The following is a 25,894-nucleotide window of genomic DNA, read 5'->3' on the forward strand; positions in this document are numbered from 1 at the left end:
TCACTTCGTTCGCTCCAGGGTCTTATCTGTGACGCTAATCCCCTAGGAGTGACGCAGGCTCCACACCAATCAATCATACTGCAAAGGTATTTTTCTTTGTCCTTCTTTTTAACAGGAACAAACAATAAGCCCATCCTATCTAATTTATAGAGAGGATGGGCTCAAACTCTATTTATTGTTTTATTTTGCTAAAAAACTTTAAATATCGATTTTTTCTACCTTTATTCAGGTACAGATATTCTATAACAGGTATGAAATGAAAAAAGGAGTCAATAAAACTGAAATTGACCAAAATTACTTTTATCAGGTTATGCCTTTTTCCAAGTTAACACTAGTAATCATGCAATTGTAGTTAACTTAAAAATAATCATACGTAACTCCCTATATTATCATTAAGAAAAAAGAAAAAGAGAACGAGTGAAATCGTTCCCTTTGTTCTGTATATAGTTTATTTTAATGGGCCACCAAGTGTAATGATAGCTTCAGAAACGTTTGTGAATTTCTTAAAGTTTTCATTGAATAGACCTGCAAGTTCAGCCGCTTTTTCATCATAAGCAGCTTTATCTGCCCAAGCTTCACGAGGGTTTAACACTTCAGAAGGTACACCTTCAACTGCTGTTGGAATGTGTAAACCAAAGACAGCATCTTGTGTTGTTTCTACATTTGTTAATTTGCCATCGATTGCTGCACGTACCATTGTGCGTGTGTAAGAAAGCTTCATACGGCTACCTGTACCATATTCGCCACCAGTCCAACCAGTGTTTACTAGGAATACTTGTGCGCCGTGCTCGTCAATCTTTTGACCTAACATTTCTGCATACACTGTTGCAGGAAGTGGAAGGAATGGAGAACCGAAGCAAGTAGAGAATACTGGTTCTGGTTCTGTTACACCACGTTCAGTTCCAGCAAGTTTAGAAGTGAAACCGCTTAGGAAGTGGTACATTGCTTGCTCTTTTGTTAATTTACTGATTGGAGGTAATACGCCAAACGCATCAGCTGTTAAGAAGATGATAGTTTTTGGATGACCTGCAACAGATGGATCAACAATATTTTCGATGTATTGGATTGGATAAGCAACACGTGTGTTTTCTGTTAATGAACCATCATCATAATCACAAATACGAGTTTCTGGGTCAACAGCTACGTTTTCTAAAACAGAACCGAAGCGGATTGCATTGTAGATTTCTGGTTCTTTTTCAGCAGAAAGGTTGATTGTTTTTGCATAGCAACCACCCTCAATGTTGAACACTCCATTATCAGACCAGCCATGTTCATCGTCACCGATAAGCTTACGATCTGGGTCAGCAGATAAAGTCGTTTTACCAGTACCAGATAGACCGAAGAATAATGCCACATCGCCAGCTTCACCAACGTTTGCTGAACAGTGCATTGAAAGGATTCCTTGTTGTGGTAATAAGTAGTTCATGATACCGAAAATAGATTTTTTCATTTCACCAGCATACTCAGTACCACCAATTAAAATAATTTTCTTTTCAAGTGATACAATGATGAATGTTTCAGAAGATGTACCATCAACTGCAGGATCTGCTTTAAAGTTAGGAGCAGAGATAACTGTGAAGTCTGCAACATGAGAAGCTAATTCTTCTTTAGTTGGACGGATAAATAATTGATGAGCAAAAAGATTGTGCCAAGCGTATTCATTAATCACTTGAATGCTTAATTGAGAATCTTTGTCAGCACCTGCAAAGCCTTTGAATACGAATAACTCGTCACGTTCTTTTAAATATTTTATTACTTTTACATATAGGTTATCGAACACTTCAGAAGAAATAGGTTGGTTGACTTTACCCCAGTCAATTTGATCTTTTGTGCTTTCTTCTTCTACCGTATATTTATCTTTAGGTGAACGACCAGTGTATTTGCCAGTTTCTGCACGAACTGCGCCATCTACTGTTAACATTGCTTCACCACGAGATGTAGCTTTTTCTGCTAATTGTGGTACTGAAAGTTGAACATTAATGTTACCGCCGTTTAATAATTCCTTCAGTTCGTTTGCAATTTCTACTGAATTCATCGATTAAATACCATCCTTTTTTATAGTATTCCCTTGATTTAGAGGGATTTTTTCTTAATTTCAAAAATAGTATAACACAATTGCTTAAATAATCTATACTAATTAAGAAATTATTTTAGAGTTTTTATCACTTTTCAATAAACTGACAAAAAATAATGTTTTTCGAGTAGAATCCAATCAATCCTACTGTAATTAGGCATAAAAATTGAGCCACACATATGTTACCACAAGATGCTAGGTATGTTGTAGGGATTAATTTGCTTCTATTTACATCATCATCCAAGTATGAAAAGTTTTTGTTTAATCAGTTCCTTCCTTTCTATACAGTAATACATCAGAAAATATTTGACAACGTTCGACCTTTTCAGTAACATACAATTGAACGGATACTCTTATCCCGAGCTGGTGGAGGGTCAGGCCCTGTGAAACCCGGCAACCTGCATGAATCATTTCACGACATGCGTTGGTGCCAACCTGATGCAAGGGAACATCCCTTGAACGATAAGAGTGAAAGGTTACGAAGTCATTATTCCTTTCCTCATGTAAAGTAACGTGAGTAAAGGATTTTTTTATTGTTTAAAATGAATGTAAAGGTAAGTATATGTAGTTCTTTCCTTATTATAATGACGGATCTTTCGAAATCCTCGTGTTAAAAGCAGCAGTAACGGCTTGAGAGTTCAATCCTTAGGAGCGGACTTGACATGGGTAATGAGTACCGTATTCATACACAACTACTTTTCGTAAAAGTAATAGGAGGAAAACCAAATGACAAACCGTCGACTGTTTACATCAGAGAGTGTAACAGAAGGACATCCAGATAAAATTTGTGACCAAATCTCGGATGCCATTTTAGATGCTATTTTAGCAGAAGATCCAAATGCACGTGTAGCGTGTGAAACTACTGTAACAACAGGATTAGTATTAGTAGCAGGAGAAATTACAACTTCTACTTATGTAGATATTAAAGGTATCGTTCGTGATACTGTAGCCGAAATAGGCTATACACGCGGTAAATATGGCTTTGATGCTGAAAACTTAGCCGTGCTTGTGGCTATTGGTGAACAATCACCGGATATTGCACAAGGTGTTGACCAAGCATTAGAAGCGCGTGAAGGCTCAATGACAGATGCTGATATTGAAGCTATTGGTGCTGGTGACCAAGGTCTAATGTTTGGTTACGCATGTAATGAAACACCAGAGTTAATGCCACTACCAATTAGTTTAGCACACAAATTAGCACGTCGTTTAACAGAAGTACGTAAATCAGGAGAATTAGCATATTTACGTCCTGATGGTAAAACTCAAGTAACGATTGAGTATGATGACAATAATGTACCAGTACGTGTGGATACTATTGTTATTTCAACACAGCATGATGAAGAGGCAACACTGGATCAAATTCAAGCAGATTTAAAAGAATTTGTTATTGGACCTGTTGTGCCAAGTGAATTATTAGATGCTAACACGAAATATTTCATCAACCCAACTGGCCGTTTTGTAATCGGTGGACCAAAAGGAGATGCTGGGTTAACAGGACGTAAAATCATTGTTGATACATACGGTGGTTACGCGCGTCATGGTGGTGGAGCATTCTCAGGTAAGGATGCGACAAAGGTAGACCGTTCAGCAGCTTATGCAGCACGTTATGTAGCGAAAAATATTGTAGCAGCTGGATTAGCAGACCGCGCTGAGGTACAACTTGCCTATGCGATTGGTGTTGCACAACCTGTTTCCATTGCTGTCGATACATTTGGTACAGGCAGAGTGAAAGAAAGTGAAATCGTAGAATGGGTTCGTGAACTATTTGATCTACGCCCAGCAGGTATAATTAAAATGCTGGATCTACGCCGTCCGATCTATAAACAAACTGCAGCATATGGTCATTTTGGCCGCACTGACTTAAATGTGCCATGGGAACAAATCGATAAAGCTGATGCACTTCGAGAAAAAGCACATCTGTAAACTATTGAACTAAAGTAATGAAGTCGTTAGAACGTTATTCTAGTGTACTAATATGCAAGGGGGCAATGTTGCCCCTTTTATTTTTTCAAAAAAACCTCGCACTGGCTCGTGAACAAGAAATGGTCACGGCCACGCGAGGGATTTTTTTCGTTAGTATTGAATTTTTGTGTATGATTGGTTACTTCTGAAGGGATTTATAATATTGACCTTTTTCTACGTATTCACGTACGATACGTTCCATATCCTCTTTGTCTTCAGCATTTAATTCACGGACAACTTTGGCTGGGCGACCTAATGCTAAACTATTCGGAGGAATGACCTTACCTGGAGGTACGAGGCTTCCTGCTCCAATAAATGCACCCTCTCCAATTTCTGCACCGTCTAATATAATGGAGCCCATACCAATTAAAGCATTTTTGCGAATTGTACAACTATGTAAAGTGACTTGGTGTCCGACTGTAACCTCATCTTCAATAATAAGTGGATATTTTGGGCTTTGATGTAAGCAACAAAGATCTTGGATGCTAACACGTTTACCAATAATTGTTGGTGAGACATCCCCACGAATGACTGTATTAAACCAAATTGTTGTTTCAGCACCAATTGTTACATCGCCCGTAACGGTTGCATAATCAGCAATGAAAACAGACGGATCGATCTTTGGCGTTTTATCTTTGAATGGATAAATCATGAAAATCGCCTCTTTTCTTTCTATAATGTAGTATTATCGTATCAAATACGCAACTTTATGGAAATATAAAATTAAAATGTGGCATTTATTTCGATATAATCAAAGTGTAATTATTTTTTAGGAGGACTATGTGAATGTGGAAATGGGAAGCTGATGGACAAGCAAAGGCTGTGATTGCTATTCTTCATGGTGCTTATGAAAATCACCGTTGGTATGCATGGCTTATAGAGAAATTAAGAATGGAAGGCTTCCACATAGTCATGGGGGATTTACCTAATCATGGTATTAATGCAAGGTTTGCTCGTGTCCATGATGAGGACTTCAAATTGTACAATAAGTATACAAGAAATCTAATTGAAAATGCTTTTTCATATAATTTACCAACCTTTTTAATAGGTCATGGTCTTGGAGCAACATTAATTCTCCATACAATGCAAAAGAAGCAATATGAATGTGCTGGCATTATTTTGACATCACCTTGGTTGCAATTAAAGCTATTACCAGGTAAATTATCGAATGCTTTAACGAGTTTAAGTGCTTTAACAGCTAATGTTAAAATGACACACGATATTAATTTAGAAAAATTAACGCGAAGTGTTGAAGGTAGAGAAGAGATGAAAGATGATATACCATTCATGTCTGTCGTGTCAGTGAAATGGTATCGGGAGCTGCAGCAAATGATGAAAAATTTAGTGCTGCTACCTAAAGGTGAATTCCCGAATATGCCGATGCTCATCATGACTGCTGAGAAAGATAAGATTACTGAAACTCGACAAACTCGTAATTGGCTTCATCAACAAGAATTCACAGAGTTTCAGTTCAAAGAATGGGAAAATTGTTATCATAATTTATTTCATGAAGTAGAGCGTGAAGAGATTTTTATGTATATTCGAGATTTTATTAATAATGCGCTAAGAAGAATTGGTTATATAATTAAATAGGTTTATACCCTTCCATTTACTAGGTTACTTACTTAAATATTGTTACTTAAAAATAATATTGTAATTTTCAGAAAAGTGTAATACTATAATGACTTAAAGTAAGGTATTTTAAATTGGAGGGGTAAAATGGATGTAATTGTGGAGAAGTTAAATGGGATATTATGGGGACCATGGTTTATTTATGGTATCTTATTGATTGGGTTGTTTTTCTCAATCATTACAAGGTTCCTACAAGTAAGGCATATTAAAGATATGTTTGTTTTAATGTTTAAAGGGGAAAAATCGGATAAAGGAATTTCGTCTTTCCAAGCCATGTCGATAGCACTATCAGGACGTGTAGGTACAGGTAATATTGCCGGTACTGCGACAGCGATTGGAATGGGAGGACCCGGTGCTGTCTTTTGGATGTGGGCAATTGCTTTCATTGGTGCGGCAACCGCGTATGTAGAGTCAACATTAGCTCAAATCTATAAAGAAGAGAAAGATACTGAATATCGTGGTGGACCGGCCTTTTACATAGAAAAAGGAATGGGCCAAAAATGGTTTGCAGTTATTTTTGCAGTGGCTGCTTTGATTGCGATGTTAATCTTAATGCCTGGTGTACAGTCAAATGCTATTGCAGGTGCTGTTGAAAACGCTTTCGGTTTGGATACTTGGATCACAGGTCTTATTATTGTCGTTTTATTAGGCGCAATTATTATCGGGGGCGTTAAATCCATTGCAAATGCAGCTCAAATCATTGTACCGTTTATGGCATTAGCATACATCATTATGGCTATTATCATTATTGTTATGAATATCTCTGAAGTACCTTCAGTATTTGCATTAATTTTCTCAAGTGCCTTTGGTGCTCAAGAGATTTTTGGAGGTATTATTGGTTCTGCCATTGCTTGGGGTGTTAAACGTGGAATTTACTCCAATGAAGCTGGCCAAGGAACAGGGGCTCACCCTGCAGCAGCAGCCGAAGTATCGCATCCAGCTAAGCAAGGGATTGTTCAAGCAGCTTCTGTGTACATTGATACTTTATTAATTTGTTCTGCTACGGCATTTATGATTTTATTTACAGGGATGTACAATGTACAAGATGAAAAGGCAGCGGAAGGAACAGATCCATTTATCCATATTGGGGAATTTAATAATGGTGGATTAGCTGGCGATGAACAAATGACATTTGCAAAAAGTATTGAAGCGGGTGCTGCGTATACACAATATGCGGTTGATTCATCATTACCAGGCTTTGGTGCTCCATTTGTAGCTATTGCGTTATTCTTCTTTGCCTTTACAACAATTATGGCTTACTACTACATTGCTGAAACAAATGTCGCTTATTTATTTAGAGGTAACACAGAAAAGGTATTTATTTGGATAGCAAAAATTGCTATTTTAATTGCAGCATTCTATGGTACAGTTCGTACTTCTGGTCTAGCATGGGCAATGGGAGATGTGGGCCTTGGTCTCATGGTTTGGATTAACGTACTTGCCATTTTAATTATTATGAAGCCAGCAATTGTTGCATTAAAAGATTATGAGAAACAGAAAAAAGAAGGAAAAGACCCTGTCTTTGATCCTCGTAAACTAGGAATTAAAGGTGCAGATTTCTGGATTGACTATAATGAAAAACGAAAAAATAAATAGTTAAAGAGGAAGGCGATTAACTAGTTTCTATTAAACTAATTAATCGCCTTTTTTCTTGTACCTGATCGTATTAAATAGGATATTCTTTTATTTTCTCTAACGCAATAACAAATGGTGGATCATTCTGCTGATTGAGGAATTCATATTTTAAGACATGTACATATTTTTGTGGAAGCTTACTGACATAGTCAATAACACTATCTCGCTCTTCCTTTCCACCAGGATGACCATGATAAATGACTAGGACAATTAACCCTCCAATTTTCAAAAGCTTTAGCAAATCCTCGATAGCCTGTATTGTAGTAGTTGGTTGGGTAATAATATCATGGTTGCTACCAGGTAAATAGCCAAGATTAAAGATGGCTGCCGCTACTGGCTTGTGTACAAAGTTTGATACTTCCTCATGTCCTTTGTTTAATACAAGAGCGCGGTGCTCTAAACCGTGATCTAATAGACGATGGAGTGTAGCATCCACTGCCTCCTTTTGAACATCAAAGGCATATACTTGTCCTTTATCTCCGACTAGCTGTGCTAAAAAGAGGGTATCATGGCCATTTCCTGCCGTCGCATCAACCACCGTATCTCCCACTGCTATACTATCCTTTAATAGCCACTGGGCATACTGTAAAACACGTTGTAATTTCATTTTGTAACCTCAGCCTTATAAAACTTCCCTTGCCAACTGCCACGACGTTCAAGCTCGGCATCAATACCATTCAACACTTCCCATTTATTGACACTCCACATTGGCCCAATCATTAAATCAATCGGTCCATCGCCTGTAATGCGATGAATAACCATGTCAGGTGGTAAAATTTCTAATTGATCAGCTACTAGCTTTGTGTAAACATCCTGATCTAAAAATTCTAGCATCCCTTTTTCGTATTGCTTTACCATAGGTGTTCCTTTTAATAGGTGAAGTAAGTGGATTTTAATACCTTGGACATCTAGCTTTGCCACTTCTCGTGCGGTTTCCATCATCATGTCATAGTCCTCTAAAGGCAGGCCGTTAATAATATGTGAGCAAACACGTATCCCATGTTTGCGCAATTTTTCAACACCTTCTACATAGGTTGCATAATCATGGGCGCGGTTAATAAGATTGGCAGTTTTTTCATGAACAGTTTGAAGGCCAAGCTCAATCCATAAATACGTACGCTCATTTAATTCAGCTAAGTATTCTACGACATCATCTGGTAAACAGTCCGGACGTGTAGCAATGGACAAACCAACTACACCTTCTTGCGCTAAAGCAGCTTCAAACTTTTCCTTTAAAACTGGCAATGGGGCATGTGTATTAGTATAGGCTTGGAAGTAGGCCATGTATTTGCCGTCTTTCCATTTTTGATGCATTTTATCTCGAATTTCGGCGAATTGGACATCGATTGGATCGACCTTATTGCCTGCAAAATCGCCAGAGCCAGCAGCACTGCAAAATGTACAGCCACCAAAGGCTACTGTGCCGTCACGATTGGGGCAATCAAAGCCTGCGTCTAACGCTACTTTAAACACTTTATGACCAAATTGATCACGTAAATAGCGATTCCATGTATAGTATCTTTTCCCCTCAGAAGGAAAAGGAAAATTCATTTCTGTCATTTATTTCACTCCTCTAACTCTTTATTTTATCATGTGCTTTTCGTTCCGTCATGGGAGAAGGGCTTAATCATACATAGAAGTTTTAAATTGTAACGAAAAAGAGAAGATGGAATATCATTCCTAAGTAAAATATTGTGGAAGACTTGTAAAAAGGGTAAAATTATTTTCCTTGTACTTTTAAGTGTTTCAGCATAAACTAGCTATTTAGAGAAGCGAAATAATGGAGGTCATCATATGCCAAAACGTGTTTGGTTTTTAATAATTGGAATGCTTGTTAACACAACAGGCAACTCTTTTTTATGGCCTTTAAATGCCATTTATATGCATGATTATTTAGGAAAAACGCTTGCGATGGCTGGCTTTGTCTTAATGCTCAATTCTGCTGCTGGGGTACTTGGTAACCTACTAGGAGGTTACTTATTTGATAGAATTGGTGGCTATAAGGCTATAATGTTTGGCATTCTGTTAACGATTGCTTCACTAATTGGTTTAACGATTTGGCACGGTTGGCCACATTATGTGTGGTTTTTAACAATACTCGGCTTTAGTGGGGGCATCGTTTTTCCAAGTATGTTTGCATTAGCTGGTGCTGCATGGCCAGAGGGCGGACGAAAAGCCTTTAATGCCATCTATTTGGCACAGAATGTTGGAGTTGCTGTAGGACCTGCACTTGCAGGTATAGTGGCAGATTATCAATTTGACTATGTTTTTAAAGTAAATTTAGGGATGTATATTTTATTCTTTTTCATTGCGCTATTTACATTTAAGCGTTTAGAGGTAGGGAGTATTGCACCGAAGAGTGTCGTTAGTGAAAGTAAACGAATTGTTAACAAGGCACCATTCTATGCTTTGTTAATTATTAGTGCGTCCTCCGTTTTATGTTGGCTAGCATATTCTCAATGGAGTGCAACGATTTCGTCTTATACCCAAGATTTAGGCTTGGGGTTAAAACAATACAGCTTACTTTGGACAATAAATGGTCTACTTATTGTTTTGGGGCAACCTCTTATTGCGCCTCTTGTAAAACGGTGGGAGCATCATTTAAAACGTCAGTTAGTGTTTGGTGTAACGCTTATTGCCATTTCTTTTGGAATTATTGCCTTTGCAAGTGATTTTAAAATGTTCGGTGCAGCGATGCTTGTTTTAACATTTGGCGAAATGTTTTATACCCCCGCATTGCCAACCATTGCGAATCAACTTGCACCAAAAGGACGACAAGGGTTTTATCAGGGCATAATTAATAGTGCTGCGACTGGGGGACGGATGATTGGGCCATTATTCGGCGGGATAATGGTGGATCAGTTTGGGATGATCCCTCTAGTGTTAACCTTAGTGGTCATTGTGCTGTTGGCTATTATCCCATGTTTAACTTACGATTATCCTTTAAAAAAGAACAATATAGTTGTAGATTAATAATCTAACAAAATAAAAAGAGAGCAAAATCGAGTGTGTATAACACTAGGTTTTGCTCTTTTTTATAGGAGATATTGAAAAATATTGTCAACAGGCTTACAATTATATATATTCAAATATTTGAATATGTAGTGATATGGAGGTTTTTTTATGGAAGAGGGCTTACAACAGTTTAAGGCGGATTTTTTTAAAGCATTAGCACATCCGTTACGTATTAGAATACTTGAACTCCTTGTAGATGGTCAGAAAAGTGTCAACGAGATTCAAGATTGTTTAGAAAAAGAGGGCTCGGCAGTTTCACAGCAATTAAGTGTTTTACGTGCTAAAAATATTGTTTATGGGGTGAAAGAAGGTAAAAAAGTTTACTATTCTTTAAGTGATCCAATGATTGGTGAATTACTCGGAGTGGCAAAGGATATTTTTAATAACCATTTAGTTAATACCATTTCAAGATTAGAAGAAATGACGAGCAATGAAGGTGACGAAGACAATAAGTAAATCAATGATGTTTAAAAATTATGCTTTGCTTATTATTTTGAAGGGAAGATTTATCTATGAAGTCACTGTTTACAGGACGCTTTGAAGGGTATTCAGTTCATCATGTAAAGAAGGATGTAATGTCTGGAATTATTGTTGGGATTGTCGCCATTCCACTCGCCATGTCCTTTGCCATTGCATCTGGTGTGAAACCTGAGTATGGTATTTATACCGCTTGTATTGCTGGTATCCTTATTTCGCTTTTTGGTGGATCTAAATATCAAATTGGTGGGCCCACCGGAGCGTTTGTGCCGGTATTATTAGGAATTGTCCTTACTTATGGCTATGAAGATTTATTACTTGCCGGTTTAATGGCAGGGGTTCTGCTTTGCTTAATGGGTATTTTTAAGCTGGGGTCTTTAATTAAGTTTATTCCTCGCCCTGTAACAGTTGGTTTTACTGCAGGTATAGCTGTTCTTATTTTTACAGGTCAAATTGCCAATTTTTTAGGGCTAACCAATATGGAAAGACATGAATATTTTATGGACAATATACAAGAAATCGTTAAGCAGCTAGGTACGACGAATGTTTATAGTATCTTTACGGCAATCCTTTGTTTACTAACGATTATCATCACACCAAAACTTTTTCCAAAAGTTCCTGGTGCATTAGTTGGAATTGTTGTTTCAACTCTTGTGGCAACGTTCTTCTTTTCAGGACAAGTTGCCACTATTGCAACAGCCTATGGTCAAATTCCTAATTCATTACCTCATTTTGCTTTTCCTCCTATTACGTTGGAACGCTTACAACAGCTTATTGGTCCAGCGTTTGTCATTGCAATGCTAGGAGGCATAGAATCTCTGCTATCTGCTGTCGTTGCAGACGGGATGACAAATAGTAAGCATAACAGCAACCGGGAACTTATTGGGCAAGGGATTGCCAATATCGTGACGCCATTGTTTGGAGGTATACCTGCCACGGGTGCGATTGCACGTACAGCGACCAATATTAAAACAGGCGCAGTTTCTCCTATGTCAGGTATCATCCATGGTGTGTTTGTCTTAGTCACATTATTGTTATTAGCTCCATATGCGTCACACATACCGTTAGCAAGTATGGCTCCTGTGTTAATGGTAGTAGCTTGGAATATGAGTGAACGACACCATTTTTCGCATATTGTGAAGTTAAAATCTGGAGATTCACTTGTATTATTGATTACCTTTTTATTAACTGTCTTTACTAGTCTTACATTAGCAGTCGAAGTAGGGCTAGTCTTGGCTGTGCTTTTATTTGCGAAACGGATGAGTGAAAAGCTTGTTGTCACAAAAGTATTACCCGATCATTCCCTCAAAGGGGAGAAGGTGCAGGCACATGTCGTTCACAAGCAGCATGATTGTCCGCAAATTAGCATGTATACAATTGAAGGTCCACTGTTTTTTGGTGCAGCACAAATGTTTGAACAAACGATTGAAAGCGCGTTACATCAGAAATCAAAAGTTTTGATTTTACGAATGGGGAAAGTGCCCTTTATGGATTCAACTGGTGAAGCATATTTTAGCAATATCATGGATAACTTTATAGCGCAAGGTGGTACTATTTTGTTAACTGGTGTGCAAGGTGATTTAAAGGTAGCCCTGCAGCACAATGGAATCTACGATAAAATAGGCGCGCAACATTTTTATCAGCACACAGGAGAAGCAATTACAAAAGCTATTAGCTATTTGGATGTAAATCAATGCATTGGATGTCAGCATTTTGCTTTTCATGAATGTAAGGATTTATCTAAAACTAAGGAAAAAAAGGAATTAATTGTTCAGTAATGGGTAACCTGTAAACAAAGGCTTGTGCTTTTCAATACTTTCCATTAGAATAAATGCAATATCATGTAAAGACTGTGATGAGGAATAGTAGATTTGTGGTTCTTTTTAGAGAGCTAGCGGTTGGTGAAAGCTAGTAAGAAAGCAAGTTGAACTCGCCTTCTGAGTCTGCCCGCGTGAAATATCGTGTGTCGTTTCTTCCGCGTTAAGGAAGCTTGAGCCGAGTGTAATCACTAATCTGGGTGGTACCGCGGGAGTACAAATTCTCTCGTCCCTTCTTTAAGAATGGGGCGAGTTTTTTTATTTTTTAAATATTTTGTCAATTCTGATGAAGAGCAACATGATCCATCGAAGGAGGAAAAAGAATGAGTTTTAATCATCAACAAATTGAAAAAAAGTGGCAGCAATATTGGGCTGATAATAAAACATTTAAAACTGAAAATGAAACAGCGAAGCCTAAATTTTATGCCCTAGATATGTTCCCATATCCATCTGGTGCTGGACTTCATGTAGGCCATCCAGAAGGATATACAGCTACAGATATCCTTTCACGCTTTAAACGTATGCAAGGCTACAATGTATTACACCCAATGGGCTGGGATGCATTTGGTTTACCAGCTGAGCAATATGCACTTGATACTGGTAATGATCCAGCTGAGTTTACCGCAAAAAATATTGCGACATTCAAGCGTCAAATCCAAGAGCTAGGCTTTAGCTATGATTGGGATCGCGAAATTAACACAACGGACCCTAACTATTATAAATGGACACAATGGATTTTTATCCAACTTTATAAAAAAGGTTTAGCTTATGTCGATGAAGTGGCTGTGAACTGGTGTCCAGCACTTGGTACTGTATTGGCGAATGAAGAGGTAATTGATGGGAAATCAGAACGTGGAGGGCATCCAGTAGAACGTCGACCAATGAAACAATGGATGCTAAAAATTACGGCATATGCAGACCGTTTAATTGATGACTTAGAGGAAGTAGATTGGCCAGAGTCTATTAAAGATATGCAACGTAACTGGATTGGTCGTTCAGAAGGGGCAGAAGTAACATTTGATATTGATGGTACAGATCAAAACTTCACGGTATTTACAACACGTCCTGATACATTATTTGGTGCTACATACTGTGTGCTTGCACCTGAACATAAATTAGTAGAACAGATTACTACTGCTGAACAACGCCAAGCTGTCGAGGATTATTTAGAAAAGGTCAAAATGAAATCTGACCTTGAGCGTACAGATTTAGCGAAAGAGAAAACAGGTGTATTTACAGGAGCCTATGCAGTGAATCCGATTAACGGTAAAAAAGTTCCGATTTGGATTGCTGATTATGTACTAGTGTCTTACGGTACAGGTGCTATTATGGCGGTTCCAGCCCATGATGAACGAGACTATGAATTTGCAACAGCGTTCGGCTTAGACATTGTTCCTGTCCTTGAAGGCGGAGACATCAGCAAAGAAGCATTTACTGGTGATGGTCCACATATTAACTCGGACTTCCTAAATGGTTTAAACAAAGTAGATGGCATCGCGAAAGCAATCGAATGGTTAGAGCAAAAAGGCGTAGGGGAGAAGAAAATCTCTTATCGTCTACGTGACTGGTTATTCTCTCGTCAACGTTACTGGGGTGAACCGATTCCAATGATTCATTGGGAAGATGGCACGATCACACCTGTTCCAGAAGAGGAACTACCATTAATGCTTCCGAAAACAGATAATATCCGTCCATCGGGTACTGGTGAATCACCATTGGCAAATATTGCAGAATGGGTGAATGTTGTAGATCCAGAGACAGGCAAAAAAGGCCGTCGTGAAACAAATACAATGCCACAGTGGGCAGGCTCTAGCTGGTACTTCTTACGCTATATCGATCCTACAAATACAGAAGCGATTGCTGATCCAGAATTACTAAAACGCTGGTTACCAGTTGATATTTATATTGGTGGGGCTGAGCATGCTGTACTACATTTACTATACGCTCGCTTCTGGCATAAAGTGTTATATGATTTAGGTGTTGTTCATACGAAAGAGCCGTTCCAAAAATTATTTAACCAAGGTATGATTCTTGGTGAAGGTAATGAAAAAATGTCTAAATCTAAAGGGAATGTTGTAAACCCAGATGAAATCATCGATTCGCATGGGGCAGATACATTACGTTTATATGAAATGTTTATGGGACCACTTGAGGCTTCTGTTGCATGGTCTACAAATGGCTTAGACGGCGCACGACGCTTCTTAGACCGTATCTGGCGTCTATTTGTCAATGAAGAGGATGGAACAATCTCTGCTAAAATTCAAGTATCTAACGATCAAACACTTGAAAAAGCTTATCACCAAACAGTGAAAAAAGTGACAGAGGATTATGAAGGCATCCGCTTTAATACAGCTATTTCACAAATGATGGTATTTATCAACGATTGCTATAAAGTTGATGTGATCCCAACAGCCTATGCGGAAGGTTTTGTTAAAATGCTAGCACCAATCGCTCCACATATTGCTGAAGAATTATGGCAGCTATTAGGTAATGAAGGAACAATTTCTTATGCGCAATGGCCAACGTATGATGAAGCTAAGCTTGTGGATGATGAAGTAGAAGTAGCAGTGCAAGTTGCGGGTAAAGTACGTGCTAAAATCGTCGTAGCAAAAGATGCTTCAAAAGAGGACATCGAAAAAGTGGCATTGGCTGATGAAAAAGTACAAGAATATATGGCAGGAAAGAGCTTAGTAAAAGTCATCGTTATTCCAGGCAAACTTGTCAATATTGTCGTTAAATAAAGAGACATAAATTAAAATGTGCATTACTAAAACATAGTTATCAATACCTAAATAAAAAAATAAATCAAAGGACAAAACATATTTAATATGACTAATATGTTTTGTCCTTTTTAAATTAGTATAACGAAATACTAAAAAATCCTTCAGGTTCGGTCCATCCTTCTCATTTATAACGATTAACGGAATTCTTTTAACACTTTTGTATTTTTTAAATGGACAGGTACAGTAAATCCAGATCCTTTCTGGATAGGTTCTCAATGTTAATTATTAGAAAAGGAGAATAGTTTTGTTATCTATAGTTCCTATTATTCTTTTTGGTATTTCACTTGCCCTTTGTATTGTACTATTTCTTAGAATGAATCGAATCAAAGAACGTAAAGAGAAATTACCTCTAATAATTCTATTTAGTTTCACTCTACTTAGTTTTTTAGTGCTATTGTATTCTGCGCTTTATCATTAAATAACATCGTTAAATTTTTTGAAGTGAAGGAATGGATAGATCCCATTCAAGAGCAGAATTACTTGAATCAGTCTATTATTCAGAACGATGAAAAACTGAAAGAACACTCATCTGTTTAAGAGTTAAAACAAATGAGTGTTCTTTTTTAATTTGATAAGTGTTGGGCATGAACGCCTTTTAATTGGAAAAAGCGGTCATATTCAGTCATTCTTAGCACCTAACTTTCTTTTCATCCTTTCTTGTCTACATCTTGCAAATGTCGTTGTTTTGATGTGCAACCCATAGCGATTACGAAGATACAATACAGAAAAACTGCACCCAACTAACCGAGTCGAGTGCAGTTCAAAAATAGTCCCATATTCAGTTTAAATAATCAATCCAACAATAATAGCTGTTAGGATACTTACAAGTGTAGCGCCGTACAACAACTTTAAGCCAAATCGTGCAACAACATTACCTTGTCTTTCGTTCAACCCTTTCACTGCCCCGGAAATAATACCAATGGATGAAAAGTTGGCAAAGGATACAAGGAATACAGAAATAATGCCCAGTGTACGTTCACTCATGGACGCTGAGACGTCACCAAGATTGATCATGGCAACGAATTCATTCGTTACTAATTTAGTTGCCATAATGCCGCCAGCAGAAACAGCATCTTTCCATGGGATCCCCATTAAGAAGGCGATTGGTGCAAAGATATAGCCTAATATTTCTTGGAAAGAGATGCCGATAATCATATCAAATAGTGAATTGATTAAATCCATTAAAGCTACGAAACCAATAAGCATGGCACCAACAATGATGGCTACTTTAAAGCCATCCATAATATATTCTCCAATCATTTGGAAGAAGGCTTGCTTATGCTCATCTTCAATCGTTAAGATATCTTCCTTTTCATCTACAGTATAAGGATTAATGATGGAAACAATGATGAAGCCCCCAAATAGATTCAGGACTATGGCCGTTACAACATATTTAGGCTCAATCATTGTCATGTAGGCTCCAACAACTGACATCGAAACGGTAGACATAGCTGATGCACATAAAGTATACATACGATGAGGGGCAATCTTATCTAATTGTTTTTTGACCGTTATGAATACTTCGGATTGTCCTACCATAGCAGAAGCAACGGCATTATAGGACTCTAATTTTCCCATACCACTGACTTTGCTTAAAAATAATCCTATCCATTTCATAAATAAGGGAAGTATTCTAAAGTGTTGTAAAATCCCGATCAAGACTGAAATAAAGATAATCGGTAATAATACTGTTAAAAAGAATGGTGATTCTCCTTCATTTGCTAAACCACCAAAAACAAATGATATACCTGCATTGGCATATGATAATAAATGATCAAATACTTTTGTGATTCCTTTGATTAGAACATAACCAACTGTTGTATTGAGTAGTAAAGCTGCCAATAAAAATTGGATGATTAACATAATAACTATATATTTATATTTTATTTCTTTTTTGTTTTTACTCATTAAAAAAGCTAATGCAAAAACAAGTAACAATCCACACAAGGATATTAAGTACCTCATCATTTCCTCCATATTTATATATAATATTTTTTGCCATGATGTTCCAATTTCAAAAGAACAGCTTAAGATCTAATTAGTCAGACGTCAGACAAACAATCTCACTATAACAGTTTTTTTGCTAGTTATTCAATAGAAAAAAGAAAAAAAGTATGCTTCTTGGCATACGAATACGATAAATACAGTGTATAACCGACATATTCCAAATAAAATCATTAAAATCAACGATGAAAAAAATGCTTGTTACAATGCTTTTTTATTGTGTGGAGTTTTTGAAAAATTATGTCCATCGTAAAAACGTAGCGGTTATTTTCTTTTTTTGAAACCAATAAGCAATGGATTACGACTATAGGGTGAATGTGTATAGGAGGTGTTTGGGTGAGTGAGCATTTAGCAGCCATTATGGAAGAGCACGGTGAATATTGCTTACGAGTGGCTTATCTATATGTAAAGGACTGGTCGATTGCTGAAGAAATTGTTCAGGATGTATTTTTCGCGTATTATCGTCAGCAGAATCGTTTTGAACAAAGATCCTCCCTAAAGACGTATTTAGTCAAAATTACCGTACATAAAAGTCATGATTATCTACGAAGTTGGAAAAATAAACGACATCTATTGATGGAAAAAATACATATGGGTGCAAGTAAACGTACTCCGGAAAAGGAATTAGTAGTTAAGGATGAGCGATCAACATTAAAGTGTGCTTTATTTGAGTTACCAATTACTTATCGAGAGGTAGCTATCCTTTATTATTATCAGGAATTAAAGATCAGGGAAATGGCAGATATTCTTGCATGTACAGAAAATACGATTAAAACTAGATTGCACCGAGCAAGAAAAATGTTACAGGAAAGATTAGAGAAAAGTGAGTGGGAGGTGTTAGTAGATGACAACTTTTAAAGAGAAGTTGGATCAAGAACTTGGCGAAGCACCACGATTTACGCAATCATTACAGCAGGATATTCTACAGCGAGTACAGCAAGAAAAAAAGGTAACAAAACGCTGGTCATATCCACTGATTTTTATAGGTGCGATACTCATACTACTTTTGTTAGTAGAGATGGGGCCATTAGGACAGATGGAGCAAACTCGTCAAGCTTCAATTGTTACCATGGCACAGCAAGAAACAGTAAAAAAATATACGATGATTTCAAATTCAGATGAGGAGACCTTTCTAGCGGGAAGACCTGGGTGGACGATTGGCCAAAAAGTATATAAACAAATTCCCGAAAAGGAATTATTACAGCAGCTATTACAGCAGGCCACAGTAACACAGAAATATGAAGAGAACCAATTTTTATTTCGTACCATACAGGATGTTTGGGCACAGTTTGAAAATGACCAGATCATTAAGTTGAAGATGTTCATAGGTGAGGAAAGTATTCTAATAGAAGATCATGACCATAAATCATTTTATAAAGTTAATAATAGAGAACTGACAAAGGCTTATGAAAACCTCACTCTCAAAGATCAAGCTAAATTTGGAATGAAAGGTTATGTTGTTTTTCTAGTCCTTCTACTAGCTATTCATATGCTTGTCGAAAAAATAATGAGGAAAAGGTTCAACATTCCAAAGGGGTATGTTTCTAGAGGCCATCGACGTGCTGTATGGACTCTTAAAGCTTTGAATATCGTCATGCTCATTTTATTTATGGTAAAAGGGTGGATTTTATATACCGTCATCATTGGAGGATACTTAACTGTTATTCTTTTTAGTTCCATTTTTATAGACTACTGCTACGGTCGAGAGGAAAAAAGACATTATCTTTCTATCAGTTTAGCTATTGTCAGTCTCCTATTACTTAGCCTATTTATTTTTTATATCAGCTAATTGAAGACAAAAGCCTGAACCCGAAAAAATCTAGTGTTCAGGCTTTTTTTCTTTAGTTTCAGTTTGTAGCATTAATTGATAGATACACGAAATCATAAAGCTAGCAGCTAATCCATATAGCATGTTAAAGTTTAGACCTACACCTAATCCGATAATCATGGAAAGCAGTAGAACCAGCCAGCTATGTTGATGAATGCTACGATTAGTAAATAACAGAATTAACATAAACGGTAGCATTGAAATGTGTAAGAAGGCGAAAGAATAGATAACACCTAAAATAGTTAAATCAATAGATAAGAAAAAAATTAATATAATAACCATTAGACAAATCAAATAAAAGTAGTAAGGTCTTTTCTTCACAAAAAATCGTTTCGTTGCCCGCATGTCTACTAGTAAGGTCGTTACAACAGCTAATAGAACAATAACAAGGAAGGCAAAAGTTAGAAAGCCTGGTTGTACTTCATATAAAAATGTGAAAATCAGAACTTGAAACTGGCCAAAGGAGCCACCATATAAAGCAATCATTAAGATGGCTGTGAATGACAGTGTTAATAACGCTAAGATCACACCTGATGAAAGTAGACTACGACGCACTTTTTTTGGCTTAATAAATGCAATTAAATACCAAGTCGATTTATCAAAGAGAACTTGTCCTAAAACAGCTAGTTGAATTATAACAAAAAAGAGTAGGATCTCACTATTTTTAAAATAAAATAAATACGGGTGGTATAAGCGAATTCCTTCATATACAGTACTTGCGCCATTTTGTACGAAGTAATAAATGGGAATAAAAATAAGTAAAGAAAAAAGAGCAATAATAAATAAAATTTCGAGCCATAGTATACTTTTCACTGACATGATCCGATCAAGAAGTAACATGATAATTAAAAATAAAAAAAGTGTAATAGGCACAGGGATATTTAACATAATTTCAGATAATACACTGATGCTTATTAATTGAATTAGCCATAGTTCAATGCCTGTCAGAAGATAAAATAGCCGTATCACTTTTAAATTCATGCCACTTAATTTTTGCTGTATCGTAAAAAGTAAAAAACTTTGTGTATGTTGATGTTGCGTGTAATCACTCTTATTTAACAATGAGCCGAGTACAATAAACGAAATAGCCGTTGCTAATGTATAACAAATACCTGCCATAAAGCCAAAAGAAATAAGGGCTGAGGGTGAGGACAATAATAAGTTCCCATGAATCCATCTAGCTAAAAGAATGATAACACCTGCCGCAGTGCTTAAACTTGCAAATGGTACGAGCAATGGAATTTTCTTTAGCATACAATCAATTACCTTTACTTATTTTAGATGATTTATATTGTCGTGGTGATTGGTTATATTTTTTCTTAAAGGCGACACTAAAATAGTGTTGGCTATTAAAACCACAGCTCTCTGCAATTGTAGACATACTTGCATCCAGATTATCATTTATTTTCTTCACAGCCATTTCTAGTCGATAATTGTTTATATACTCATTAATTCCGACGGACTGCTCCTCCAAAAATTTACGGCTTAAATAGCTAGGGTTCAAATGAATCTTTTCTGCAATTATATTTAAACTCAGTTTTTCATAATAGTTTTCATGAATATAGGAAAGTGCGCTTTGGATTGCATCATGGTTAGAGCTCCACACTTTATATTTCTCCACGATAGCATTTAATTCGCTAGCAATAACTGGTTTTGTAAGATAATCCTTTACCCCGATACGCAATGCTTGTTGGGCATATTCAAAGGTCTGATAAGCAGTTACCATAATGATATCAACTTCATAAAGCTCCTTTAGTTCCTTACTTAAAGTGATTCCATCTTTCCCAGGCATTTGAATATCTAAAAAGGCGATGGTCATACGATGCTTTTTAGCTAATTGCAGAGCTTGTGAGGCATCCTGAGCAGTATGGAATGTCCAATTAGGAAAATGAGGTTTTAATAAATAAATCATTTGCTCTAATTCTAGCGGCTCATCATCTGCGATTAATATATTCAAGGTGTCATTCTCCTTTCACATTCAAATTGATAGAAAGCCTAAGCGGGAACATGGATTGTCACAGTATAAAACTGTTCATTATTTTGGATCGAGAATAAAATATTTTCGAGTCCATAAATAAGCTCAAGTCGTTTTCTAATATTTTCAAGACCGTAACCTTGCTGCAATTCGTCCTCTACTAGCACAGTAGTATGTTCTATCTTTTCAAGTGGTTGTGTATTTTTAATTTCTATTAATAATATGTTATCCATTTTTTTTATCGTAATAGATAATTCCGCAGGTCCTATATGTTTTTCAAAGCTATGTTTATATGCATTTTCAATAATGGTCTGCAGAATAAATGGAGGTATCGGGACAGTTAGGGCCTCATCATCCACATGCTTATGAATCGTCAAACGATGTCCAAAGCGTAACTGTTGGATATTTAAATAACTATCGACAAATTGTACCTCGTTTTTTAATGCAATTAAAACCTCATGATTATTGTATTTAAATTTAAAAAACGTTGCTAAGGCCTCAATGCCCGCAACCAAATCCTCCTTTCGATTGATGCGGGCTAGGCTTAGTAATGAATTTAATGCGTTAAAAAAGAAATGCGGCTGTATTTGCTGATTTAACTGGAGAATATTCGCTCTTTGTAAATCCTGCTTAAGCTCTAAATTTCTTTTTTCCTCCTCAAGGCTATCGATTTGTTTTTCGAAAATAAATATAAAAGTAAGCAGAAAAGCTCCAATAATTGGAGCAATTACACATAGGAGAATATATATGTTGAAGGTTTCTAGTTGTAACATAATGACCTCTCCAATTATTTTATTTGTGTAAAGTACATTAAACTAAATTTTCTGCAAAATGGCAAGCTACCTTATGTGTTGCCGTGATTTCTCGTAATGCTGGAACTTCTGCTTTGCATTTATCTGTTGCGAATGGACAACGTGTGTGAAAGCTACAGCCAGTAGGTGGGTTAAGAGGTGACGGTAGGTCTCCTTTTAAAATAATACGCTCCTTGCGATGTTGCTTATCAATCACTGGAATAGATGAAAACAGTGCTTTTGTATAAGGATGATGTGGTTGTGAGAACAGTGACTGCTTATCAGCAATTTCCACGACCTTCCCAAGATACATAACCATAATACGGTCTGAAATATGGCGAACAACACTTAAATCATGTGAGATAAATAGAAATGTTAAATCTAAATCTCTTTGTAGCTGCTTCAGTAAATTTAATATTTGTGCTTGAATGGAAACATCTAAGGCAGAAACAGATTCATCACAAATAATAATTTTAGGATTAACAGCAAGGGCTCTCGCGATACCAATACGCTGGCGCTGACCACCTGAAAATTCATGTGGATAACGCTCTAAATATTCTGGACGTAACCCTACAAGGGACATTAATTCCAACATACGTGCTTCCTGCTTTTCAGGTGGTACTATTTTTTGAATAGACATAGCTTCCGTTAACATTTTTCGAATCGTTCTTCGTGGGTTAAGAGAAGCATATGGATCCTGGAAAATAATTTGTATGTCTTTCCGTGCAGCTCGTAGCTCTTTTTTACTCATATTCACTAAGTTTTTACCGAATAACAATACTTCCCCTGAAGTAGGCTCATCCAATCTTAAAATAGAACGGCCAGTCGTTGATTTTCCACAGCCAGATTCTCCTACAATGCTGAGTGTTTCACCAGGCATAATATCGAAGGAAACACCATCAACAGCTTTAACAACCTGTTGTGGGCCGAAGAGCTTTTCTTTTTTTAAGAAAAAATGCTGTTTTAAATCATTTACTTGTAATAGTGGTTGTGTTTGATGTGCCGTTGTCATACTGTCATCTCCTTCATAAGTGTTTCTCCTTGCCATTCATTGCTGTACATCCAGCATCTAACTTTTTTCCCTTGCTCGACTGTAAGAAGTTCAGGTTGTTTGTCACGACATAAATCTGTAGCAAATGGGCAGCGTTCTGCATAACGACAGCCAATTGGGTAATTGTATGGACTTGGAACAGTTCCATGAATAGTAGAAAGTTCTTCTTGATCTTCATATAGCTTCGGTAAGGATTGAATAAGTCCATTCGTATAAGGGTGTAATGGTTTTTCAAAAAGGCTTTCAGTTGTGCCTTCTTCTACAACCTGTCCCGCATACATAACCGCTATTTTATCACAAACTTCTGCTACAACTCCGAGGTCATGCGTAATGAAGATAATACTCATTCCTAATTGTTTTTGTAGGTTTTGAATAATATCAATAATTTGAGCTTGAATCGTTACATCTAGTGCCGTTGTTGGTTCGTCTGCAATTAACACATCTGGTGTACAGGCTAAGGCCATCGCAATCATAATACGTTGTCGCATGCCACCACTTAATTGATAAGGCTCCTGCTTCGCTCTTTTTTCAGGTGCAGGAATTCCTACTAGACGAATCATATCGACAGCCTTTTGCCATGCTTCTTTACGAGATAAGCCTTGGTGCAATCGAATCGATTCAGCTATTTGCTCACCTACTGATAAAACAGGGTTTAAGCTCGTCATAGGCTCTTGAAAAATCATTGATATTTTATTGCCTCGAATTTTGCGTAACTCTTCATCTGATAATTTTAAGATGTCCGTATTATTTAATAGAATCTCACCATTGATGATTTTTCCAGGTGGTGAGGGTACTAAACGTAGTAATGACAGGGAAGTCATGGATTTTCCACAACCAGATTCACCAACAATACCGAGTGTTTCTCCTTTTTGCAGTGTAAAGGATACGCCATCAACAGCTTTGGCAACCCCTTCACTTGAATAAAAATACGTTTGTAAATTTTTCACTTCCAACACTGTTTCTTGTTTCATCTGTTTTTCCCTCCCTAGTTTAAATCCATTCGTTTATTGAAGAATCGGTATAAAATATCCACGAAAAGATTAATAAAAACAAATATTAATGAGGCAACAAGAACGCCACCTTGAACGACAGGTATGTCACGTGTACGAATAGCATCAACAATCATGCGTCCTAATCCATTGACAGCGAAAACAGATTCTACTAATACAGTTCCACCAAGTAAACTACCAAATTGTAAACCTACTACTGTAATTACTGGGATTAAAGCATTACGTAAGGCATGCTTTAGGATAATGACGTAACCCTTTAAGCCTTTTGCTTTTGCCGTTCGAATATAGTCTTGATTCACGACGTCTAACATACTAGAACGAGTCATACGCGCAACGATAGCTGCACCACCAGCACCAAGAGTGACTGCAGGAAGAATAATATGTTTAGCACTTTCCCAGCCTGCAACAGGAAGCCAATGTAGCTGTACCGAGAAAACATACATTAATAAAATACCTAGCCAGAAACTTGGTAGCGAGATCCCTAATAAGGCCACAATCATAAGGCCAGCATCCATAAAAGAATAGGGACGAATTGCTGAGATGATGCCAGCGATAAGTCCTAAAATAATGGTAATTAATATACTGTAAAAGGCTAGCTCGATTGTAATCGGTAAACGGGCGGTAATTTCCTCAAATACTGGTTGTTTATTTTTTAATGAATGACCCATATCTCCTTGTAAAAGATTTTTAATGTAATCAGTGTATTGAACAGCTAATGGTTTATTGAGCCCTAAATTTTCACGTAATTCTTCAACAGTTTCTTGTGAAGCACCTTCTCCTGCTAAAATAATAGCCGGGTCACCTGGTATCATTTGCATAATAAGAAAAACAACAAGTGTAACACCAAGCGTCACGGGAATAATTTGAGCTAGACGTTTTAAGATAAATAAAGTCATGTATCTTCTCTCCTTTAATTTTTCATTCTTGGGTCTAGCGCATCGCGTAAACCATCTCCAAATAGGTTAAATCCTAATACAAGTATGGAAATCATAATACCTGGGAATAGCGCCATATAAGGAGCGGTAAACAAGAAATCACGACCATTTGAAAGCATGGCACCCCATTCAGGAGATGGTGGCTGTGCACCCAGCCCTAAGAAGGACAGACCAGCTGCAGATAGAATCGCCGTCGCTAAACGCATAGATGCTTGTACAATAATTGGTGACAAAATATTCGGGAAAATATGCTTGATTAATATTGTCATATCATTTGCTCCGAGTGTTTTCACAGCATCGATATATTCCAACTTTTTAACTTCCATTGTCGATCCACGTACGATTCGTGCAAACATTGGAATGGAGAAAAATCCTACAGCAATTGTTACGTTAATAAGACTTGCACCTAATGCACTGACAATGGCTAAGGCAAGTAGGATACCTGGGAAGGCAAGCATAATATCTAAAATTCGACTAATAATGGAATCAACCCATTTACCATAATAGCCAGCGATAAGCCCTAAAAATGTTCCAATTGTTCCGCCAAATAAAACGGCTGAAATACCAACACCGATGGATAAACGTGATCCATATAAAATTCGACTTAAAATATCTCGACCTTTATCGTCAGTTCCCATAAGGTGGTCTAAACTTGGTCCTTGTAATTTTTGACCTAACTGTACATCGTATGGATCATAAGGGGCTAGAATGGGTCCGATGAGAAACATCAATATATAAAGAAGAATGATGATGCCTCCAGCGACAGCTGCTTTATTTTTTTTGATTTTGTTTAGGAAAGAAACAAGATTTTTTTTTCTAGTTGCCTTGCGTGCATTCACTAAAACAGAATGATCAATAGTAGTTACTTTATCCATATCGAATACTCCTTTTCTATTTGATTTGAT

At 37.0% G+C, this 25,894-nt stretch carries 21 protein-coding genes, 1 riboswitch and 1 other annotated feature; of the genes, 9 read left to right on the forward strand and 12 right to left on the reverse strand.

Translation table 11 applies throughout. The annotated features are described in order from the left end of the window. Positions 1 to 448: 448 nt before the first annotated feature. On the reverse strand, positions 449 to 2,035 hold the full coding sequence (pckA, locus tag SJW71_RS06240; RefSeq protein WP_274794162.1) for a phosphoenolpyruvate carboxykinase (ATP): 1,587 nt from the start codon (positions 2,033 to 2,035) through the stop codon (positions 449 to 451). Between the two features lie 389 nt (positions 2,036 to 2,424). Continuing rightward, positions 2,425 to 2,543: riboswitch (SAM riboswitch) on the forward strand. 257 nt (positions 2,544 to 2,800) lie between these two features. Between pckA and metK the strand changes: the two genes are divergently transcribed. Beyond that, positions 2,801 to 3,997: a methionine adenosyltransferase gene (gene metK, locus SJW71_RS06245; protein WP_274794161.1), complete on the forward strand. Its 1,197-nt coding sequence runs from the start codon at positions 2,801 to 2,803 to the stop codon at positions 3,995 to 3,997. Between the two features lie 178 nt (positions 3,998 to 4,175). On the opposite strand, the gene SJW71_RS06250 is transcribed toward metK, so the two are convergent. Next, complete coding sequence (locus SJW71_RS06250; protein WP_274794160.1) at positions 4,176 to 4,688, reverse strand: gamma carbonic anhydrase; 513 nt, start codon at positions 4,686 to 4,688, stop codon at positions 4,176 to 4,178. A gap of 134 nt (positions 4,689 to 4,822) precedes the next feature. On the opposite strand from SJW71_RS06250, the gene SJW71_RS06255 reads away from it, so the two are divergent. Both SJW71_RS06255 and SJW71_RS06260 read left to right on the forward strand, forming a co-directional pair. Continuing rightward, positions 4,823 to 5,629 carry an alpha/beta hydrolase gene (locus SJW71_RS06255; protein WP_274794159.1) on the forward strand — a complete coding sequence of 269 codons (807 nt, stop codon included), beginning with the start codon at positions 4,823 to 4,825 and terminating at the stop codon, positions 5,627 to 5,629. 126 nt (positions 5,630 to 5,755) lie between these two features. After that, complete coding sequence (locus SJW71_RS06260) at positions 5,756 to 7,264, forward strand: alanine/glycine:cation symporter family protein (RefSeq protein WP_274794158.1); 1,509 nt, start codon at positions 5,756 to 5,758, stop codon at positions 7,262 to 7,264. A gap of 70 nt (positions 7,265 to 7,334) precedes the next feature. Here SJW71_RS06260 and SJW71_RS06265 read toward each other — a convergent pair whose 3' ends face one another. Both SJW71_RS06265 and SJW71_RS06270 read right to left on the reverse strand, forming a co-directional pair. Next, complete coding sequence (locus tag SJW71_RS06265) at positions 7,335 to 7,910, reverse strand: tRNA (mnm(5)s(2)U34)-methyltransferase (protein WP_274794157.1); 576 nt, start codon at positions 7,908 to 7,910, stop codon at positions 7,335 to 7,337. Next, on the reverse strand, positions 7,907 to 8,863 hold the full coding sequence (locus tag SJW71_RS06270) for a TIGR01212 family radical SAM protein (protein WP_274794156.1): 957 nt from the start codon (positions 8,861 to 8,863) through the stop codon (positions 7,907 to 7,909). Before SJW71_RS06270 ends, SJW71_RS06265 begins: the two co-directional genes overlap by 4 nt. Positions 8,864 to 9,097: 234 nt before the next feature. Between SJW71_RS06270 and SJW71_RS06275 the strand changes: the two genes are divergently transcribed. From SJW71_RS06275 to leuS, 4 genes are all read left to right on the forward strand, one after another. Next, positions 9,098 to 10,276, forward strand: coding sequence for an MDR family MFS transporter (locus SJW71_RS06275; RefSeq protein WP_274794155.1), 1,179 nt, complete (start codon positions 9,098 to 9,100; stop codon positions 10,274 to 10,276). Positions 10,277 to 10,426: 150 nt separating this feature from the next. After that, entirely contained in the window at positions 10,427 to 10,774 is a 348-nt protein-coding gene (locus tag SJW71_RS06280; RefSeq protein ID WP_274794154.1) for an ArsR/SmtB family transcription factor, read from the forward strand. Positions 10,775 to 10,830: 56 nt separating this feature from the next. Then, a complete protein-coding gene (locus SJW71_RS06285; RefSeq protein ID WP_431811867.1) occupies positions 10,831 to 12,573 on the forward strand; it encodes a SulP family inorganic anion transporter in 1,743 nt (580 codons plus the stop codon). Between the two features lie 65 nt (positions 12,574 to 12,638). After that, positions 12,639 to 12,849 (forward strand) — a binding site (T-box leader). Between the two features lie 86 nt (positions 12,850 to 12,935). Then, positions 12,936 to 15,353, forward strand: coding sequence for a leucine--tRNA ligase (leuS, locus tag SJW71_RS06290; protein WP_312506629.1), 2,418 nt, complete (start codon positions 12,936 to 12,938; stop codon positions 15,351 to 15,353). 825 nt (positions 15,354 to 16,178) lie between these two features. Here leuS and SJW71_RS06295 read toward each other — a convergent pair. Continuing rightward, the gene (locus SJW71_RS06295; protein ID WP_274797369.1) at positions 16,179 to 17,360 is read right to left on the reverse strand and encodes a NupC/NupG family nucleoside CNT transporter; all 1,182 of its coding nucleotides are present in this window, start codon (positions 17,358 to 17,360) and stop codon (positions 16,179 to 16,181) included. Positions 17,361 to 17,735: 375 nt separating this feature from the next. On the opposite strand from SJW71_RS06295, the gene SJW71_RS06300 reads away from it, so the two are divergent. Both SJW71_RS06300 and SJW71_RS06305 read left to right on the forward strand, forming a co-directional pair. Next, a complete protein-coding gene (locus SJW71_RS06300) occupies positions 17,736 to 18,257 on the forward strand; it encodes a sigma-70 family RNA polymerase sigma factor (RefSeq protein WP_312506628.1) in 522 nt (173 codons plus the stop codon). Then, positions 18,244 to 19,188: a DUF4181 domain-containing protein gene (locus SJW71_RS06305; protein WP_431811868.1), complete on the forward strand. Its 945-nt coding sequence runs from the start codon at positions 18,244 to 18,246 to the stop codon at positions 19,186 to 19,188. The genes SJW71_RS06300 and SJW71_RS06305 overlap by 14 nt, the downstream gene beginning before the upstream one ends. A 30-nt stretch (positions 19,189 to 19,218) precedes the next feature. On the opposite strand, the gene SJW71_RS06310 is transcribed toward SJW71_RS06305, so the two are convergent. From SJW71_RS06310 to SJW71_RS06340, 7 genes are read right to left on the reverse strand one after another with little or no spacing between them, the layout of a single operon-like run. Next, complete coding sequence (locus SJW71_RS06310) at positions 19,219 to 20,481, reverse strand: permease (protein ID WP_274794149.1); 1,263 nt, start codon at positions 20,479 to 20,481, stop codon at positions 19,219 to 19,221. Between the two features lie 4 nt (positions 20,482 to 20,485). Further along, positions 20,486 to 21,184 carry a response regulator transcription factor gene (locus tag SJW71_RS06315; protein ID WP_274794148.1) on the reverse strand — a complete coding sequence of 233 codons (699 nt, stop codon included), beginning with the start codon at positions 21,182 to 21,184 and terminating at the stop codon, positions 20,486 to 20,488. Positions 21,185 to 21,222: 38 nt separating this feature from the next. Further along, a complete protein-coding gene (locus SJW71_RS06320) occupies positions 21,223 to 21,975 on the reverse strand; it encodes a sensor histidine kinase (RefSeq protein ID WP_431811869.1) in 753 nt (250 codons plus the stop codon). A 37-nt stretch (positions 21,976 to 22,012) separates the two neighbouring features. Next, positions 22,013 to 23,005, reverse strand: a complete 993-nt coding sequence (locus SJW71_RS06325; RefSeq protein ID WP_274794146.1) for an ABC transporter ATP-binding protein — start codon at positions 23,003 to 23,005, stop codon at positions 22,013 to 22,015. Continuing rightward, entirely contained in the window at positions 23,002 to 24,015 is a 1,014-nt protein-coding gene (locus SJW71_RS06330; protein ID WP_274794145.1) for an ABC transporter ATP-binding protein, read from the reverse strand. Before SJW71_RS06330 ends, SJW71_RS06325 begins: the two co-directional genes overlap by 4 nt. A 14-nt stretch (positions 24,016 to 24,029) precedes the next feature. Continuing rightward, positions 24,030 to 24,950, reverse strand: a complete 921-nt coding sequence (nikB, locus tag SJW71_RS06335; RefSeq protein WP_274794144.1) for a nickel ABC transporter permease — start codon at positions 24,948 to 24,950, stop codon at positions 24,030 to 24,032. Positions 24,951 to 24,964: 14 nt separating this feature from the next. Further along, on the reverse strand, positions 24,965 to 25,864 hold the full coding sequence (locus SJW71_RS06340; RefSeq protein WP_274794143.1) for an ABC transporter permease: 900 nt from the start codon (positions 25,862 to 25,864) through the stop codon (positions 24,965 to 24,967). Between the last annotated feature and the right edge of the window lie 30 nt (positions 25,865 to 25,894).

The organism is Lysinibacillus sp. FW12 (assembly GCF_050817245.1).
Lineage (GTDB): Bacteria > Bacillota > Bacilli > Bacillales_A > Planococcaceae > Lysinibacillus > Lysinibacillus irui.